We start from the raw sequence: 17,701 nt of genomic DNA on the forward strand, positions 1-17,701 counted from the left end.
TATGTATTTCCGTTTATTTACAAACATTTCCTCACAACGATTCGACATAAGAAGGGGTCCCGCTGAAGCTCAACTTCCGTTATAATATAGGGGAGGTGAGAACATCATGCCGGAATTACCGGAAGTCGAAACAGTCAGAAGAACATTGAATCAACTTGTTGTAGGTAAGACCATTGAACGCGTAACCGTTAACTTGCCGCGCATCATTCAGCGGCCGGACGATATAGATGCATTTGCACTGGAACTCGCAGGACACACCATCATCGGAGTGGAGCGCAGAGGGAAGTTTTTACGGATTTTGTTGGACGGGCTGGTACTGGTCTCCCATCTGCGGATGGAAGGTAGATACGGCGTATACGAGCAGCACGAAGAAGTGGAGAAGCATACCCATGTTATCTTTCACTTCACAGATGGTACGGAATTGAGATACAAGGACGTACGACAGTTTGGAACCATGCATTTGTTTGCAGCGGGCGAAGAGCTCGTATCCAAACCTTTGTTGAAGCTCGGCCTTGAGCCGCTGGATCCGGCATTTACCGTGGCTGCATTTCGTGAAGCTGTTGGTAAACGGACAACCAAAATCAAGGCTGTGTTGTTAAATCAGGCATATGTCGTTGGCATCGGGAATATTTATGTGGACGAAGCCCTTTTTCGCGCAGGCATTCACCCCGAAACCATTGCCAAGACGCTGACTGAAGCCCAATTGACGGTGCTGCACGAGGCTATTGTAGCTACGCTGCAGGATGCCGTGAATGCAGGCGGATCCTCCATCAAATCGTATGTTAATGGACAAGGTGAGATGGGCATGTTTCAGCATCAACTGAAAATCTATGGTCGCAAATCCGAGCCTTGTACAACGTGTGGTACATTGATTGAGAAAAGCGTTGTTGGCGGTCGCGGGACGCATTACTGTCCGAAGTGCCAACCATTAAAATAACCCAAGGAAGATACAAATTGAAATTGTCGTTTACACGCTAACGGTTTTAATTTGTGCCGAAAGAACGAAATGATTAAAACGTAGCACCCATGGATTACTCCCTCCATATACTGATATGGCAGAAATAAGCGGGCGAATACCTACCTGTAACCGTAGGTGGAAACGAGTTCCCGCACAGGGGAGGAATCCAGGGTGCTGCATCATTTTGTTTCATTGCTGGCGCTTGCTTTGGCGCTTAGTTTAGATGGTTTTGGTGTCGGGATTACATACGGGCTGCGCAGGACGAAGATCCCGCTGTTATCCATTGCTGTCATCTCCATTTGTTCGGGGTTGGTCATTGCGTTGTCCATGCAGGTGGGAGTACTCCTATCCCATGTGGTATCTCCTGATTTGGCTTCGTTCGTTGGTGCGGTTATTCTGATTGCCATCGGTGCGTGGTCATTAATTCAGTTGATTTGTAAGCAGGGGAAGGATCGCCTCGAATCGGAAGAGGGAACGGAAGCAGTCGGAGATGAAGAGCAAGCACTCAATGCAGCGCCGGTCAAAGGCAGAAATCAAGTGCTGGCACTTGATCTTGAACCATCTGCATCCGGCGGATCACTGGAACGCATGGTATTTACATTGGAACTGCGGAAATTAGGTGTTGTCATTCAAATATTACGCAGTCCTTCCAAAGCGGATATGGACAATTCGGGAAGCATATCTGCTCAGGAGGCAATGTGGCTTGGAATTGCTCTGTCACTGGATGCCTTTGGTGCAGGGCTCGGAGCTGCTTTGCTCGGTTTCCCCACATTGTGGACTGCGCTTGTCATCGCGCTGTTCAGTGGCGCATTTCTGTTAATAGGCATGAAAGTTGGATTACGCTTTTCAGCTCTACGCTGGATGAGAAGACTGTCCGTACTGCCTGCTTTGTTACTGATGATTATGGGAATAATGAAGCTGTTATGAGGTGAAACGATGAATATTGGCTTAACCGGCGGGATCGCAACGGGAAAGAGCAGTGTTTCCGCCCTTCTTGCCAGTAAGGGAGCGCTGCTGATTGATGCAGACGTGATTGCCCGGGAGGTCATGATGCCCGGGCATCCTGTTTTGGCTGCCGCTGTTCAGCGGTTTGGACAAGCCATATTAAATAAAGACGGGACACTGGACCGGAAAAAGCTGGGCAGCATTGTGTTTCAAAATCCCGATGAGCGTAAAGCCCTCGAGGCAATCACACATCCGGCTATTCGCCAGGAGATGCGGGAACGTGCTGCTGCATATGAACAGGCCTATCCGGACAAGCTTGTGGTATCGGATATTCCTTTATTGTTTGAATCCGGTCTGGAAAAAGGATTTGATGAGGTTATCGTTGTTTACGTCCCGAGATCTGTGCAGCGCGAGCGGCTGATGAGTCGGGATGGTATGACAGAGGAACAGGCTGACGCCCGTATTAATGCGCAGATGGATATTGAACATAAGAAGCAGCGTGCTGACGTGGTCATTGACAACAGCGGCTTATGGTCGGAGACGGAGCAGCAGGTTATTTCATTTTTGCATCATAAGGGTCTGATATGAAGTTACTGCGCAAGAAACGGGTACTGCTGTTGATGTTTGTTTCATTTGTATTGGTGCTGTTCCTGAATACAAACTGGATGGCGTGGTTTTATCCGATTCATTACAAGGAAGAGATTCGTGCGCAGTCTCAAAGCTATGAGGTGGACCCATTCCTTATCGCTTCCATCATCAAGGTGGAAACCAATTTCAAGACAAGCAAGGAATCCAGAAGAGGTGCCATCGGGCTGATGCAGCTGATGCCGGATACGGCCAACTGGATCATGGAGCAAGCCAAAATTCCCGGGACCTCGTTAGAGGAGCTGAAGCATGAACCCGGCAGGAACATTCAGCTTGGGACATGGTACCTGCGTAACCTCTCAGAACAGTTTGACGGCAATGAGACGGCCATGATTGCCGCTTACAATGCCGGACCAGGCAAAGTAAGTGGATGGATCAGAGATGGTGTCTGGGACGGCTCATTCGAGACAGTCAAAGATATTCCTTTTGGAGAAACCCGGCACTATGTACAACGAGTCATTTATTATTATAATCAGTATGTAAAGATCTATAATACGTTCTAATGCTAATTGCATGGATTATGCGGTAGTCTAGAGTACAATCGGTTTGATTTGAATTTTGATATCGTATGTCTTATCTAATAGTAGAAGCACAGAGCAGGCCGGTTATTCACCGGCCGCTCCATGCTCCTCTGTCTAAACGTATTACAATGCAGATATTATTGGTATTGACCTGCCAATTGCTGTTCTGCAATTGTTACCAGACGTTTCGTGATGTATCCACCGATCGAACCGTTCTCGTAAGAAGTCATGTTACCTTGGTATCCGTCTTGTGGGATGCTGATTCCGAGTTCTTGAGCAACTTCATATTTCAATTGCTCCAGTGCTGCGGAAGCGCGAGTTACTACCAAGTTGTTGGAGTTACCGTTGCTGTTTTGGGCCATTGCTGTTCACCTCCTCGCGGTTGGTAAAAGTATTATGTGTCTTCAATGCGATTTTCATAACTAGAAGTGACAGGGAATTTATGGTAAAAGAAAAACATGGGAAGTGATCTGAGTTGAAATGTCCTTATTGCGCCTATCTAGGTACAAAAGTGCTGGATTCTAGGCCTGCTAATGAATCAAAATCCATCCGCCGTCGTCGTGAGTGCGAGCAGTGCAGCCGCCGTTTTACAACATTTGAAATGGTCGAAGAGACCCCGTTGATCGTCATTAAGAAAGATGGCAGCCGTGAAGAGTTTAGTCGCGACAAAATTCTCCGTGGTCTTATCCGGGCTTGTGAGAAACGTCCTGTCTCTGTAGAGACGCTGGAGATGATGGTTTCCGAGGTGGAGAAGTCACTGCGCAACACTGCGGAAGCTGAAGTGGAAAGCCGCCAGATTGGCGAGCTGTTGATGGAGCAGTTGTTCCCGGTTGATGAAGTTGCCTACGTGCGGTTCGCTTCCGTGTATCGCCAATTCAAAGACATCAATATGTTCATGAAAGAACTGAAGTCGTTGTTATCCAAAGAGGATCTCGACGATTAAGAAGTGGATTATGGGAGAAGAGCAGTCTGCGCTTGTAATAATGAGTGTTCTTGTCTGTACAGAGGTTGTTCTTCTCCAAACACTTTGCGTTCTGAAAAAGTTATTGACAGCTAAAGCTGCATTTTATATGATATAGGAGTCGCCTGTGAAACTTCGCAGAAGCGGACAAGTACATATATTAATGTGGGGCCTTAGCTCAGCTGGGAGAGCGCATCGCTGGCAGCGATGAGGTCAGGGGTTCGATCCCCCTAGGCTCCATACCGAAAACCTCTTGGTATCCAAGAGGTTTTTTGCTTTTTATGAATTTCTTTTACCCATGTCTGTAGCCAAAATGCTCATATTGTCTTACACCAAATTTTTATGTAAACGCTTAAATGATTGATGGACAAGAGCGAAAGGCTAATGTTATATTGTTTCTATAAGAAACAATATAATCTTCATAAGACACTAAATTTTATTGGATGAGTGGACATGACAATGCTTACTAAATGTGCTCAAGGTTCAATGTTGTGATCTCTTGAATGCTTTAGCACCATGAAAAGGATGGGATGAGTATGAACCACAGTGAGACAACGATTAAATCATTTGACGGAACACAGCTTTATTTCAGCAAGGATACAGCCGAAGATGCGAAGGCAGCGGTGCTCATTGTCCATGGACTCTGCGAGCATGCCGGGCGTTATGATGAGTTAACGAAGCAATTAAACAAACGAGGCTGTAACGTATATCGATTCGACCATCGTGGTCATGCGAGATCTGAAGGAAAGCGTACATTCTACAGTGATTTTCATCAAATCATCGAGGATGTGAATGTCGTAGTTGAGAGGGCTTTGCAAGAGAGCAGTGACCTCCCAGTATTCGTCATTGGACATAGCATGGGTGGATTTGCAACCTCATCATTTGGCACGAAATATCCAGGCAAGGTCAAAGGCATTGTTTTATCAGGAGCACTTACCCGTTACAATACGAAGGTTGCTGGTGAACTGCCGCTTGATCTTCCTACAGGGACGTATATCCCGAATGAGCTTGGCAGTGGCGTATGCAGTGACCCTGAGGTTGTATCCGCTTACGCGAGTGATCCGCTGGTAGAGAAACAAATTTCTGTGGATCTTTTTAATAGCCTAGGGAACGGCGTGGCGTGGTTAAAAGAACATGCCAAGCAGTTTGTGGACCCGGTGCTCGTTCTGCATGGAGCAAATGATGGGTTGGTGAGCGAGCAGGATTCACGTGAATTCTATGGAGACATTGCCTCGACTGACAAAACGTTGAAGATCTATGCACATCTCATGCATGAAATATTTAATGAACCGACTAGACATGAAGTCATAGAAGAAGCCATTACATGGATTGAAAAACACATCTAATTTCAGTAGAGTAAAAGAAAGAGAATCTGAAAATGAAAGGGATTACTCATGAAATTAGATTGGATGGGCGACCATCGGACCCTGATTGAGAAAATTATCAAATACGGCAATGCATACTCGAACACCTATAAGCTGCAGCGAAGCTATGGTACGGACGTGATGTTCTCCGCCTCTCAGATCCAGACCCTGGAATACATTCTGGAAGCAGAGGATAAGGAGGAGAAAATGTCAAAGATGGCCGCACGTTTGGGCGTTAGCCGCAGTACATTCTCCAAGAATGTGAAGAATCTGACGGAAAAAGGCTTGCTCGAAAAATATCATTTAAGCGGTAACCGCAAAGACATTTATGTCAAACCTTCGGCGAAAGGGCGCGAGGTATACGCAAAGTACACTGATTTTGTCCGTGAGCTTTGCTTTGACGATATCTTTAAGCATGCTGACCAAATTTCAACAGCCGACAAGGAGAGTTTTATTCGCATTATGGATCTGTTCGCAGATGTGCTGGTTTGGTATGGTGAGAAGGAACAGGAACCGCGCAAACTCATTAAAATTGATCCGGGCAGCGATTAAATTCTAGGGTTATCGATGTACATGTATCATTCAGTTCAGCTTGTATGGATTGAGCCTAACAAAAGGGGATTAACTTTCAAGGTATTAAACTTGAAGGGATATTCCCTTTTTTAAATTAACCAGCTTAGTATAGGAATAAGAAAAATGCCCTTGAACAAGGGCATTTTTCTGCGCAATAGTTTTTTCATCTTGGTTAAGGTTTGGTTACTATTTAGTGCTATTAAGTGGAATTCGTAATTCTCCATCCGGCTCTTTAGTTGTATAATTCCATACATATAGATCGATGTTCTTACCTTTAAAATCATGAAATACTTCCATATGTTTATTATCGGAGTCGTTGAAATACAGCGGCGTTAGGTATTGCTTTTCTCCCGCATCAAGGAAATACGTTTGGTTGATCCCGCCAAATGTAGACTCAGGGCTGGACGACCCGACGTACAGGTTACCGTCCTTGAGATAATAAGTCCAGTTGATAAGGAACCCTTCGTACTCCCTTGTTATCATTTGTGGCTGAGTCGAAATATCCTTTAGACGAATAGAAGTCTGGTCACCAGCATGCTCATCAACGCGGTCCTTCGCGATTAAGGTTATGGGTTTGTTAGCCACAGAACTTACATCTATGACAGACGAGTCGGACTGTTCAAATCTCAGTTCGGTCTGGTTAGGATTCAACGTGCCTTCGAGGGAAACGTATCCTTCCAACACTCTGCCGTCCACTTCCAACTGATAAGTCCGGTATGGCATTCTGTAGTAGTCTTTTTGGTGATCAATAGTTAAACGAACCTGGGTTGGTGTCACCACTACTCCACTGATTCTAGCCTCTCCATCTAATGAATTCAGTGGAATATCCATTTCTTTCTTGACTGCCCCTGTTTCCATCTGCTGTTTAGACAAGGAGAGATCGACGTTCCAAGTTCCATCTGTTCGCTCTTTCTCATGTGTATAGGTGAAGGTGAAATGATCTGTTCTCTCTTTGAACTGCTGCTCGTTAAAAATTTGCGTGCTGGAGTATGCTCCGGTTGCACCTGCTATACCGTAGACTGGGCTTTCCGTTTCTTTAATCATGTTCCCGTTTGGATCATAAGCTGTAATTCGGGCCCAAGTCTGTTCCTTCAACTCCGCATCTGTGAAAGTCACGTTGGAACGAATCATGATTTGATCTTCCGTGTGCTGGAAGGACTGTACTTCTACCGTTTTGATTCCGTCCTTCTGTATATTAAATTTCTGAGTATTCGTGTTCTTGGGATCGAGTGTAATGTCCTCTTGAATGTCTTGCAAATATCGTACACCTGTAATGGCGAATTGCAGATCGGATTGGTTCTCTGACATCACCCAGTCCGTTTCGAAGTATCCCTGATACACACCTTGCTCTTCGTTCCATTGTTGATAATAGTGTCCTTCAATAGGTGTACCCTCACTGTCTTTCAAAACGATCTGATCATATCTGATTTCTGCTCCGTCTGTTTCCATGCCGGGTTTAATCGTATAGAGAAGGACTGTTCGGTTATCATCCACAAAAGCGTTATGCACCGTTAAGGTCACTCCGTGAGCTGTGACGCTTTGTTCAATAGACTGACCATATCCCGCTTGGAGAGCTGATTCAATTCCAGACTTATGGGATAGGACATCACTCCAATCATATTGAAAGGCTGCATATACCGGAGTTGCCATTACCGCTATAGAGACACCCAGGACAATAGCAACTTTCGTCTTACCGCGTTGCGATCTTTCCGTGAGCTGATCTGCTACCCGAAGCTCGTCCATCTGTATGCTGTTAAACATCTTATCAAAATCTGGATATTCAATGTGATCTGAATGTTTCATGTGATTCTTAATTTTGGATTCTACTGTATTCAAAACGGTTCTCTCCTCTCATGTTAACCTTCTCGTAGTACTCCAGTTTCTTTCGCATTAATTTAAGAGCCTTGTGCAATCTGGATCGAACGGTACCCTGACGTATATTGAGGATTTTCGAGATTTCCGCAACAGATAGATCACCAATGTACCGCAGGGTCACAACACTTCGCAGCTTGTCAGGCAATTGGCGCAATTGCTGTTCCAATTCAGCGAAGGATAACTTAGCTATAACTATCCCATCGACCAAATCTCTAGTAAGAGCCTCGTGTTCATGCTGCTTCTGTAGATGGTCTTGTTTGTCATTTTTGACTTTGTTCTTACGAATGACGTTGAGGCAATGATTCATGGCGATTCGCATAATCCAGGCCTTGAGGTGTGTAACATTTCTCCAGTCCTGCCGAAACACAGTTACAAACACATCATGGCATACATCCTCGGCATCCTGAATGTTTTTGAGCATATACAAGCAGGTACGATATACATCTTTGTTGTAAGAATAGAAGAGTTCGTGCTCGGTCACTTCCGCTGCTCCTTTCTTGTTGGGATATATAATAGACAAGTGAGCGCCGAAAATGATTCACTTTTTTTATCCTGTCTCTTGATAAAGAACATGTTAAGATAATCCATTATGGTTGATTCCTCGTGAGTTGAACAGATTAACAGTTACCATAAAAGACTCGGACCGGACAGATCAAAGCAAATAATGACAGGCCGCAAAACAAGTATTCCTCTATTATAGAAATCAAGGAGTGGTCAACCGTATGAACTGGATTGAATCGTTGCAGAAGGCTATACAGTATATCGAAGAGCATCTACTCGAAAATGTAACGATAGAGCAGATCGCAGCACAGGCTCATATCTCGCCTTTTTATTTTCAACGTACGTTTACGCTATTAACAGATGTTACCGTATTCGAATATATACGGCGGAGACGATTAACACTGGCAGCACATGAACTTGTACAGAGTGAACAGAAAATTATTGATCTAGCGTACAAATACGGGTATGACACTCCTGAATCTTTTTCCAAAGCTTTTCGCAGACAGCATGGGGTTGCACCAAGTGAGGTACGAAAAAGCAGCACCTCAGTTAAATCGTATAATCGCTTGGCTATTCAAGTAAGTTTAAAAGGAGCGGAACCGATGGATTATAAAATTGTTGAACAGGCTGAATTTTCGTTAGTTGGAATTAAGCAAGCTTACTCTTATGCAGATGGAGAAAATTTACGAGAAATCCCGAAGATGTGGCAAGAAGCGTATTCAAGTGGGACAGAAGACCGTTTATTAGAACTGAATAATGGGGCCATACGAGGATTACTTGGAGTCTGTGTAGATCAGACCGAAATTGAAGAGAAGCAAATGGAATACTGGATTGGTACGGCGTTTGATGGTGAAACACCTGAAGGACTATCATCCATCACCATTCCTGCTTCCAAATGGAGTGTTTTCGAAGTTCAGGGCCCAATGCCTGAAAGCATACAGAGCTTGTGGAAACAGATCGTTTCCGAATGGTTCCCATCTAATCCTTACGAGCATGCCGGAACACCCGAATTAGAGGTTTATGCAGGTCCTCATCATGCGCCACAAATCTGGATACCGATTAAATAAGGGGGTGAAGGTGATAACTTCGAAATTTCATCATCTGACAAGGGGAATTATAATCAGTCAGAATCAGGTTCTGCTCGCCCATGCCATTGGTCATCAAAATACGTTCTTGCCAGGAGGTCACATTGAATTTGGTGAGAGCGCACCGGATGCCCTAAAAAGAGAAATCGAAGAGGAGCTTGGGTTGTCATGTTACATCGATGGATATTTAGGATCAGTAGAGCATCGGTGGGAGAAAAATAAGGAGCTACATTGCGAAATGAACCAGGTTTTTAGAGTGAAAGTCTCTGAACTGGATGTGTTACAATCTCCTGTATCTCTCGAGTCTCATATTGAATTCTATTGGGCGTCTGTGTATGAGCTGGCTGGGCATCATTTGCAGCCTTATCCATTCCGTAAGCTAATTCCACAGCTTGTCAGAGGAGATACATCCATATGGTGGGAAAGTACGTTGAAGGATGGTATAACAACGGATAATATCGAATAAGGTTCTACTCTAGTTAGGGAAGCGTGAGGAGTTCACACCGTTCAATGTTGTTTTCTAATATTTTGAAGATGGAGGTGTTCCAAAGCCTTTCAATACCCTTCATCAACACCTTATTTCAACATCTTAGTTCAATACCATTTTTTAAAACCATAGATTAACACCTTTAATTAATACCTTTTTACAAGCAACAAAAGTGCCTCAAAAGGCTTGATCCATAAGGGCTTCTGTATCTGGATAAATTTAGATACGGAAAGCCCTTATTTTTATGCAAAATGATAACGCTAAGGTACACATCAGGAAACGCCAAGCCAACACTACATGAATTGAAATACCCATTAATGATCTATGCATCCAAATGAACAAAATCAATATAAACATTACCTATATTACAAAAACACATGAGATAAAACGTTATCCACAGTTTTAGTGGCGAAATTGGGATTCACAGGAAGTTATGAGATCAATTCTATTCCGCTATTGAAAGTGCAAATCTAACTAAATCCAACTATAAGCTCGTATTAACGGTAGAGTAGAAAAAACAAATAGCAGTCATTCTACTAATTCGTAGAACCACTGCAACACAAGTTAGACTGAAATGAATGATAAGGATGCACAAATAAATCTAATCCTATAGAAATTAGACGATGTGCGCTTGGGATCGAGTATTTTTTTGTCTATTCATATACTTCTCAATTTCCATCTTGATCTCCAGAATTGGAGCTGGAAGAGTTCTGATCCGGTAATAATGCTGGATAAACCATTCCGGATGTTGTCTGAAACGATTAAGCCAGCACGAATGGATGAGACGAAGTTTGTCCCACACTTTAACTTGTTGGCTATGCGCTGCTTCAATTAGTTCTTGATTCATCATGGAGATCTCATCATTGGCAGAGAGGTTGGTCTCCGCCATGTGTTTTTTCTGCTTGATCTGCTCAAGCTCCACAGATAGTTGTACCGCATAGTTTAACTCGGCTGATTCCATAACGGACCGAAAATAGGCACTGATCTCATTCAGTTCATTCTTTTCTTCATTCACAATATAGGACGAATCTTCCCTGTAGATCATGTTAAAGAAAGTCTGTGACCGTCTTTTATAATTTTGAATGCTAAAGAGAGCATGGTCAAAAATCTCAGTTGCATACTCATATCCAAATTTCGCATAGTAATCTTCCATGACTTTTGCTATTTGCCAAACCGCTTTCCGGGATATAAAGTCACAACAAAAACGATGCTTGATCAGCTGTTTGGTCACCCACAGCTCAGCACCTTCAGAATAGATTTCACCCATGTCAATCCATTTGGAGTGAACGTTCAGTACTTGGAAGTTTTCAGTATGTATTTTGATTTTCAGATATTTGGAAGCCTTCTTAAGAATCGTGATCGCTTCTTTTGGCGTACGTATATTAAGAAGTCCAGTTGGCCCATAAAGATCATTGATGTAACCCCAGCGGAAATTGCCTGGAATGTAGATAAGCTCTTTGCCAACGTAATGAAGCACAAAGCGTTGAACATTTCGGTCCTCAGACAAAAACTCATCGCATGTAAAGAAGGCAAAATTTTTGGCATAGAGCGTTTCCTGTGAAACTTCTGCTTGATCACGTACAAAGATATAACGGTCAAAGAACAATGTACCAGCGTTATTGTAGTGAATAATACCCTCGTGTTCTAACTTGTGGAGAAGAATTCGGATTCGATAAGTGGAGGTACCCATTCGTTTAGCGAGTTCGGTCTGAGAAAGAGGAACTTCTCCGCCATATGCGCAAACGGTACCCAGCAGGAGTTTAAGTTTGAAAAGCAAACGAGTATCATGATGTAGGGTCTGTGCATCGAATAGATCAGGATGGTGTTTCATCTGCGCCTCTCCTTAACTCCCAACTGTAAAAATGGGTATGGAAAATAAGGGTTTTGGCTTTTGTTTTTTTAGAAGACATGCTATAATGAACACATCAAAAAAGAAGCAAGACCAAGACCCCGACTTTTCGTGGTTTTAATAAGTGTCAGTCGCCAAACTATCCACTTATTAGAACGATATCGTTGGGTTCTTTTTTTATTTTAACAGAGATTTTTATTAGCTTTCCATTTACTATAAATAGATTATAGCATCCGACTATTTAATTGGGAACACCATGAAAAGTACGAGAAATGCGTAATAAAAATAGAAATGAAGAATGAAACGTAATTTGACGACCATACATATAGTACGAAAAAAAAGTTAGAAAATTATAAATAGGGCTACAAGCTTGCATTTAGGTTGTACTCGACACAACTAGAACTTTTTTTTGGTCTTTTTAGTACGTGGAATTCGTAATAAATTTATTAAGGTACGAGTTTTGAGTAATAATTATTAGAAAGTACGAAAAATAAGTGAGAATTACGTTAATATTTACGTCGGTACCCTATAGCGTAAAGCTTGAAACAGCGAATCGAAGTACGAGTTTTTCGTAATAAAAATGAGACCGTCTTTTCAGAGCATTATATATTGTGAATAATCAATTAAAGTACGAATAAAAAGTAAGAAAATGAAATCAGGTACGTTGTTTTCGTAATAAAATAATGTGGGGGAATTGCACGAATGGCGTTGTAGTGGGATATTTATTTTTATTACGAAATGAAGTACGAAAAAAAAGTAATAATATAATGCCAGTACGAGAAATGAGTAATAAAAATTCAATCAAGCAGCACTACAAAAAGTTAACATTTCTAATCATCAGGGTAGATGGGGCTGCTAGAAAACCTACATAAGCAAAAAAAATTGGAGAATGAGGTTCATTCTCCAATAAGTTCAGTCTGTATAGGAAAGGTAAGCTGAATAGGCGGCTCGGCTTGATCGAAAAAGTCATGCATTTCCGTATGTGTCAATGGAATAAACGAGATCTCAAAAGAGGAATGAAGTCTTTTATAATCGGCAATCAGGAAATTCAGGCTTTTGAACTCCTCAAGCGCGTCCTGGATCTTTTTCATGTTTTGTTCCGTTTTTCTTTTGTCCATTCGGACTTTACGCAAGAAATAGCTGAGCGGAAAGATATCGATGAATTGGTTCCCTTGTACATACCGCTCCAGACGCTCCTTCTGTAATGCATGGACCAAAATCTTAGAGATGTTTCCTTCAATGGAGTTGAGGCTGTCTCTATAGATTTTGACGGTCTGTTGATTAATGTATTGCTGGTGGAAGTACGTACCGATAACAATTTCGGCATAACGTCTGCCATTGGGATTGGAGTTGATGACAACCGAGTCAAATATGGACCAGTCGGCAGAACCGGATCTTGCTTTTTCAGACTTCTTCTTAATCACGGCCTGGAAGCCAAACGACCTGATTTTACGCAATCTTTTCTCAATTTCAACGTAGTTTTTAACCCCAGAAGAGTTATAAGCTTTGCTGACCAGCTTGGATATATCAACCGTAATCGTTCGATCGGTGTAAAAGGATTCATCCTTTTGGGAAAGGACATAGAAAATGATATCCCGATCAGTACCATCTAGTGATTTCGTAAGGCTCTTATCCGCGAGCAGGAAATCTCCATCCTCAACCTTGATAATGGTGCGCAGGAACTCATTGTCACTGATCTCATAATCATCAAAATAGGTTTGTTTGTTGGTGATTTCGTCTAATTCCATTCGAATCTTCAGGTTTGTTGATTTTTCGGCAAAAACGACATCTTCGATCAGGCCATGAGGCTGCACATCCACTGCATTGGTTAGATCGTGTTTATCAATAATATCAGCCACAATAAAGTGCAGATCGGTTTCGATGGCCTTTTTGATCTGATTGGTTTTTTTACTCGACAAGTAACGATAGTCCGTGAGGTAGGTGGAGCTGGTGGTTGCCCACTCACTAATTTGTTGCAAACGTAAAGCGGGTAAATCATTCAGGTCTTTTACGCCAATCAATCTTTCGGATTCAGCAACGATATCCAGCCCCGCATTCGATGCTTTCATTTGCTCCAGCGCAAGTTTCCAAGAGCTAATCTCAATCAGAACAGGATTGTTTGGCACCGAATCCAGTTCCTCTTTAAATTTCTTAAGCCAATATTTTTTGCTCTGTTGTCTTTTGCGATAATTTTTATCCCGAATCTCAACGTGATCTTCCAGATGAGGCGTATCAAATCCAAAATTTTGGATTAAGAGTTCCTTGATTAGCTCAAACAGCCACGTCTCTTTTGAGGTGCTGGTCGTTTCCTTGTATACATACATGTATAGATGATCGACAATTCTCGGTGGTAAGCACTCAATTGTCTTGGTAATTGCAAAAAGCGAAAGTTTAACCATAACCATTCTCCCTTAAAAAAACTTCTCCTTAAAAATATATCATAACTTCATATCCATTAGGGGAGGGATTATCATGGAAAAGGATTTAGTTTAGGAAAATAAACCATTTCCTATTCTATGAGGCTAGAGGACAACTGCCAGCTTCGTCGAACCATTAGTAGTAGTTGGACAAAAGGGGAGACTATTAAATGGATAGATCATTAGATGAACTTCTACTAGAGGCAGACATCACTTCGCTGCAGTCTGCGATGGAATCCGGATTGTTATCATCAGAAGTCTGCGTTCGTTGGTATTTGGAGCGAATTGCGAGACTCAACCCCAAGCTGAATTCGGTACTCGAAGTCAATCCGGATGTAATAGAGGAAGCTATCGCGCTTGACGCGGAGCGGAGGGAACAGGGAGTGCGAGGACCGCTTCATGGTATCCCCATCCTGCTCAAGGATAATATCGATACAGGAGATCACATGCATACCAGTGCGGGTTCGGTCGCGCTAGCGGAACATATTGCACAGTCAGATTCAATGGTGGCTGCACAGTTAAGAGCGGCTGGAGCCGTATTTCTGGGAAAGGCAAACATGACGGAATGGGCAAACTTCATGTCGAGCACCATGTGGTCCGGATACAGCTCAAGGGGCGGACAGACGTTGAATCCTTACGGTCCTGGAGAGCTGTTCGTTGGGGGATCGAGTTCGGGCTCCGCAGCAGCCGTGGCCGCCAATCTGTGTACCGCCGCCATAGGGACAGAAACATCAGGTTCAATTATAAGTCCAGCCTCGCAAAACAGCCTTGTTGGCCTTAAGCCGACGATCGGTCTGGTCAGTCGTACAGGGATTATCCCCATCACCTATAGCCAGGATTCAGCTGGCCCCATGACACGTACGGTCAGAGATGCAGCCCTTTTGCTCGGTGCAATGACTGCAGTGGATCCGGATGATGCGGCGATGCACGAGAAAGGACGGAAAGCCTACACAAATTATACGCCCTTTCTGGATGCGAACGGACTGCAAGGAGCAAGAATCGGCGTTCCGCGGTTCTACTATGAGGATCTGGATGAAGCACGAGCAGAAGTTATCGAACGAGCCATCCGTGTATGCAGAGAACAGGGAGCGATCATGATTGACCCGGTGTCATTGCCCTGTGAGAGTGCGAAGTGGGACTGGGACGTGATGCGATATGAATTTAAAAAAGGGTTAAATGACTATTTGGCCAAAGCGGGTTCCGGTGCTTACGTTCAAACGTTAGATGAACTTATCGCTTATAATGAGGAAAATGCTGATGCTGCGCTTAAATATGGACAGGATACGCTGATCTGGTCGAATGAAACAAGTGGTACCTTGTCTGAACCGGAGTACGCCAAGAGTTTGCAGCTTAATCGTCAGCTTTCACGGGACCAAGGAATCGATCACGCGATCCGTGAGAATCAATTAGATGCATTGATCTTCCTGGGCAACGAGGAAGGGCTCGATTTGTCTGCACGCGCTGGGTATCCTGTAATTACTGTTCCCGGCGAGTACGTCGACACAGGTATTATTGGTGAAGATGGTTATACGACCAAAGGGCCACAGGGAATTACATTTGTCGGAACCGCCTACAGTGAGCCGATCCTTTTCAGGATAGCTTACGCCTATGAACAAGCGACTAAATATCGTTTTGCGCCTAACGAGGAGCTCTAATCCGTTTGAACAATCAAAATATCTGAAATTAACATACAGCAAAACACCCATACACGGTAACCACAACAGGTTGCCGTTTTATTGATTAACAAGACTAGTGAGAGTTAATCATTATCAGGTAAGTTGATGAGACTCATTGAAAAACGTTATGTTTAGTATTTCTAGAAATATGATATGATTCCCTTAATCCTAGTACTCATACCAGATTAAGGGGAGGTATCATGTTTCTATTCGAACGATTACCTATGGCAGCACATTTGTTTTCTAATGCTCCTGCACTTAGGCGGCATGGTCATACGATCACATATGGTGAGCTGCATCATCTGGTTGAAAAACTTGGACGTGCCTTCTATGCGAATGGTCTTCGGCCAGGAGATCGTCTTGCTTTTCTCGGTAATCCAGATCCTCAATTGGTTGTATGCATTTATGCAGCAGTTGAAGTGGGTGCGATACCGACAGCGATTTCACCGTTACTAAGTGTCCCAGAGATTATAGCTATTCTTGAAGATGCTGAACCCAAATTTCTAGTTCATGATAATTATTCTGCTGATGCAGCATATTCCGCTGTAAAACTTCTCTCGAAACCGCCAATCCTTTATTCTACTGAAGAACGTTCAGTTTCTAATTCGATGACAGCTAGTTTACATCAGGATCTAGCACCTATTCCTTTTGAAGCTATTGACCGTCAACTGGATGATATCGCTGTATTGATTTATACAGGAGGAACAACGGGCAGACCCAAAGGAGTAATGCATTCTCATCGTGGTATGTCTGCTTGGAACCAATTTACGCCTAGTAAGGGGTTTGGATATGATCAAGACCGCCGAGTGCTGGTACTTAATCTTTCACACCTTGTTGGCCAATTCCAACTATGGGCGACTATGGCTGCTGGCGGCTGTCTGGTCTTTCTTGATGAGTATCCGGCGAATATCCAGCATATCGTTGAGATAGTGGATCGAGAACTAATCTCGCACCTAAGCACGGTCGGGCAATTGCTGCGTGACCTGATCAATGAGGTAATCGCAACGGGTAGGGATTTGCCAAGTCTTAAAGTCATTGGGTGTGGAGGATCAGTCATATCACCAGATACTTTGAAGAAAGCGGTTGAACATTTCACAGAGGCATTAATTGTCAACAACTATTCCCAAGCAGAATGTGGTATGGCTATTAGTCGATTACTACCTACACGTCATATGGATAATTTAATGGTTCTACGATCAGTAGGCCGTCCTAACGACCTAGCTGCACAAGGTGAAAAAGCTTTTGAGGTAAGGATCGTTACTCAAGATGGACAAGATGCAGCAGATAATGAGTCTGGCGAGATTGTAGTTCGTGGAGCCCAAACGATGTTGGGGTACTGGCGTCAACTAGAGATCACAAATGAAATCAAAGAGAATGGATGGATTCACACGGGGGATGTTGGTTGTCTTGATGGTGAGGGATATCTGTATGTATTAGATCGTCTTAAGGATATGGTCATCATTAACGGTTCCAATGTGTTCTGTCCTGAAGTGGAACAGGTATTAGTGGGTCATGCACAGGTTAAGGAAGTTGCGGTTGTCGGAATCCCTCTCTCCAGTGAAGGGGAGGAACTTGTAGCTTGCATTGTTCTACGTGACGGGGGGAGTTTAAAGCTGGAACAATTGTGGGCGTTATGCGAACCTAGGCTAGCCCGATATAAATGGCCAACAAAGATCTGCATTCTCGATTCTCTGCCTCGAACTGCTGTGGATAAGGTAGACAAAAAAAGTTTGCGCATGCAACTGTCCTTATTGTCGTGGAAAACAGAGGGAAAAAGCACAGATCTTTAGAAGAGGGAGCCACCTCTAATATATATAGGGCGATCATTCACCTACGTGGATGAT

16 protein-coding genes and 1 tRNA gene are annotated in these 17,701 nt (G+C 43.4%); 12 read left to right on the top strand and 5 right to left on the bottom strand.

Annotated elements, in window-relative coordinates:
• Positions 1-106: 106 nt before the first annotated feature.
• From mutM to MHB82_RS09675, 4 genes are all read left to right on the top strand, one after another.
• Positions 107-937, top strand: coding sequence for a DNA-formamidopyrimidine glycosylase (gene mutM, locus MHB82_RS09660; protein WP_095288112.1), 831 nt, complete (start codon positions 107-109; stop codon positions 935-937).
• 192 nt (positions 938-1,129) lie between these two features.
• A complete protein-coding gene (locus MHB82_RS09665) occupies positions 1,130-1,885 on the top strand; it encodes a manganese efflux pump (protein ID WP_341176614.1) in 756 nt (251 codons plus the stop codon).
• Positions 1,886-1,894: 9 nt separating this feature from the next.
• Positions 1,895-2,491 (top strand): dephospho-CoA kinase, encoded by a 597-nt coding sequence (coaE, locus tag MHB82_RS09670; RefSeq protein ID WP_341174535.1) that lies wholly within the window; start codon positions 1,895-1,897, stop codon positions 2,489-2,491.
• Complete coding sequence (locus MHB82_RS09675; protein ID WP_095358995.1) at positions 2,488-3,051, top strand: lytic transglycosylase domain-containing protein; 564 nt, start codon at positions 2,488-2,490, stop codon at positions 3,049-3,051. Before coaE ends, MHB82_RS09675 begins: the two co-directional genes overlap by 4 nt.
• A 155-nt stretch (positions 3,052-3,206) precedes the next feature.
• Here the strand turns inward: MHB82_RS09675 and MHB82_RS09680 are convergent, their stop codons facing one another.
• A complete protein-coding gene (locus tag MHB82_RS09680; protein WP_095288108.1) occupies positions 3,207-3,431 on the bottom strand; it encodes an alpha/beta-type small acid-soluble spore protein in 225 nt (74 codons plus the stop codon).
• Positions 3,432-3,544: 113 nt separating this feature from the next.
• Here MHB82_RS09680 and nrdR point away from each other — a divergent pair, with 113 nt between their 5' ends.
• From nrdR to MHB82_RS09700, 4 genes are all read left to right on the top strand, one after another.
• Positions 3,545-4,012: a transcriptional regulator NrdR gene (gene nrdR, locus MHB82_RS09685; protein WP_095288107.1), complete on the top strand. Its 468-nt coding sequence runs from the start codon at positions 3,545-3,547 to the stop codon at positions 4,010-4,012.
• A 185-nt stretch (positions 4,013-4,197) separates the two neighbouring features.
• Positions 4,198-4,270: transfer RNA gene (locus MHB82_RS09690), tRNA-Ala, on the top strand.
• 296 nt (positions 4,271-4,566) lie between these two features.
• Positions 4,567-5,376, top strand: coding sequence for an alpha/beta hydrolase (locus MHB82_RS09695; protein ID WP_341174536.1), 810 nt, complete (start codon positions 4,567-4,569; stop codon positions 5,374-5,376).
• A gap of 48 nt (positions 5,377-5,424) precedes the next feature.
• Positions 5,425-5,946: a MarR family winged helix-turn-helix transcriptional regulator gene (locus MHB82_RS09700; protein WP_095358993.1), complete on the top strand. Its 522-nt coding sequence runs from the start codon at positions 5,425-5,427 to the stop codon at positions 5,944-5,946.
• A 207-nt stretch (positions 5,947-6,153) separates the two neighbouring features.
• Here MHB82_RS09700 and MHB82_RS09705 read toward each other — a convergent pair whose 3' ends face one another.
• Positions 6,154-7,803 (bottom strand): DUF4179 domain-containing protein, encoded by a 1,650-nt coding sequence (locus MHB82_RS09705; protein ID WP_341174537.1) that lies wholly within the window; start codon positions 7,801-7,803, stop codon positions 6,154-6,156.
• The gene (locus tag MHB82_RS09710) at positions 7,778-8,323 is read right to left on the bottom strand and encodes an RNA polymerase sigma factor (protein ID WP_341174538.1); all 546 of its coding nucleotides are present in this window, start codon (positions 8,321-8,323) and stop codon (positions 7,778-7,780) included. Before MHB82_RS09710 ends, MHB82_RS09705 begins: the two co-directional genes overlap by 26 nt.
• A gap of 241 nt (positions 8,324-8,564) precedes the next feature.
• Here MHB82_RS09710 and MHB82_RS09715 point away from each other — a divergent pair, with 241 nt between their 5' ends.
• Both MHB82_RS09715 and MHB82_RS09720 read left to right on the top strand, forming a co-directional pair.
• Positions 8,565-9,410, top strand: a complete 846-nt coding sequence (locus MHB82_RS09715) for an AraC family transcriptional regulator (RefSeq protein ID WP_341174539.1) — start codon at positions 8,565-8,567, stop codon at positions 9,408-9,410.
• A gap of 10 nt (positions 9,411-9,420) precedes the next feature.
• Complete coding sequence (locus MHB82_RS09720) at positions 9,421-9,894, top strand: NUDIX domain-containing protein (RefSeq protein WP_341174540.1); 474 nt, start codon at positions 9,421-9,423, stop codon at positions 9,892-9,894.
• 637 nt (positions 9,895-10,531) lie between these two features.
• Here MHB82_RS09720 and MHB82_RS09725 read toward each other — a convergent pair.
• Together MHB82_RS09725 and MHB82_RS09730 are read right to left on the bottom strand one after the other, a co-directional pair.
• The gene (locus MHB82_RS09725) at positions 10,532-11,746 is read right to left on the bottom strand and encodes a helix-turn-helix domain-containing protein (RefSeq protein WP_341174541.1); all 1,215 of its coding nucleotides are present in this window, start codon (positions 11,744-11,746) and stop codon (positions 10,532-10,534) included.
• 914 nt (positions 11,747-12,660) lie between these two features.
• The gene (locus MHB82_RS09730) at positions 12,661-14,163 is read right to left on the bottom strand and encodes a hypothetical protein (RefSeq protein ID WP_095358987.1); all 1,503 of its coding nucleotides are present in this window, start codon (positions 14,161-14,163) and stop codon (positions 12,661-12,663) included.
• Positions 14,164-14,351: 188 nt separating this feature from the next.
• Here MHB82_RS09730 and MHB82_RS09735 point away from each other — a divergent pair, with 188 nt between their 5' ends.
• Positions 14,352-15,836: an amidase family protein gene (locus MHB82_RS09735; protein WP_341174542.1), complete on the top strand. Its 1,485-nt coding sequence runs from the start codon at positions 14,352-14,354 to the stop codon at positions 15,834-15,836.
• Between the two features lie 245 nt (positions 15,837-16,081).
• A complete protein-coding gene (locus MHB82_RS09740; RefSeq protein ID WP_341174543.1) occupies positions 16,082-17,647 on the top strand; it encodes a class I adenylate-forming enzyme family protein in 1,566 nt (521 codons plus the stop codon).
• Positions 17,648-17,701: the final 54 nt, after the last annotated feature.

Source organism: Paenibacillus sp. FSL K6-2862 (assembly GCF_038005125.1).
GTDB lineage: Bacteria > Bacillota > Bacilli > Paenibacillales > Paenibacillaceae > Paenibacillus > Paenibacillus illinoisensis_A.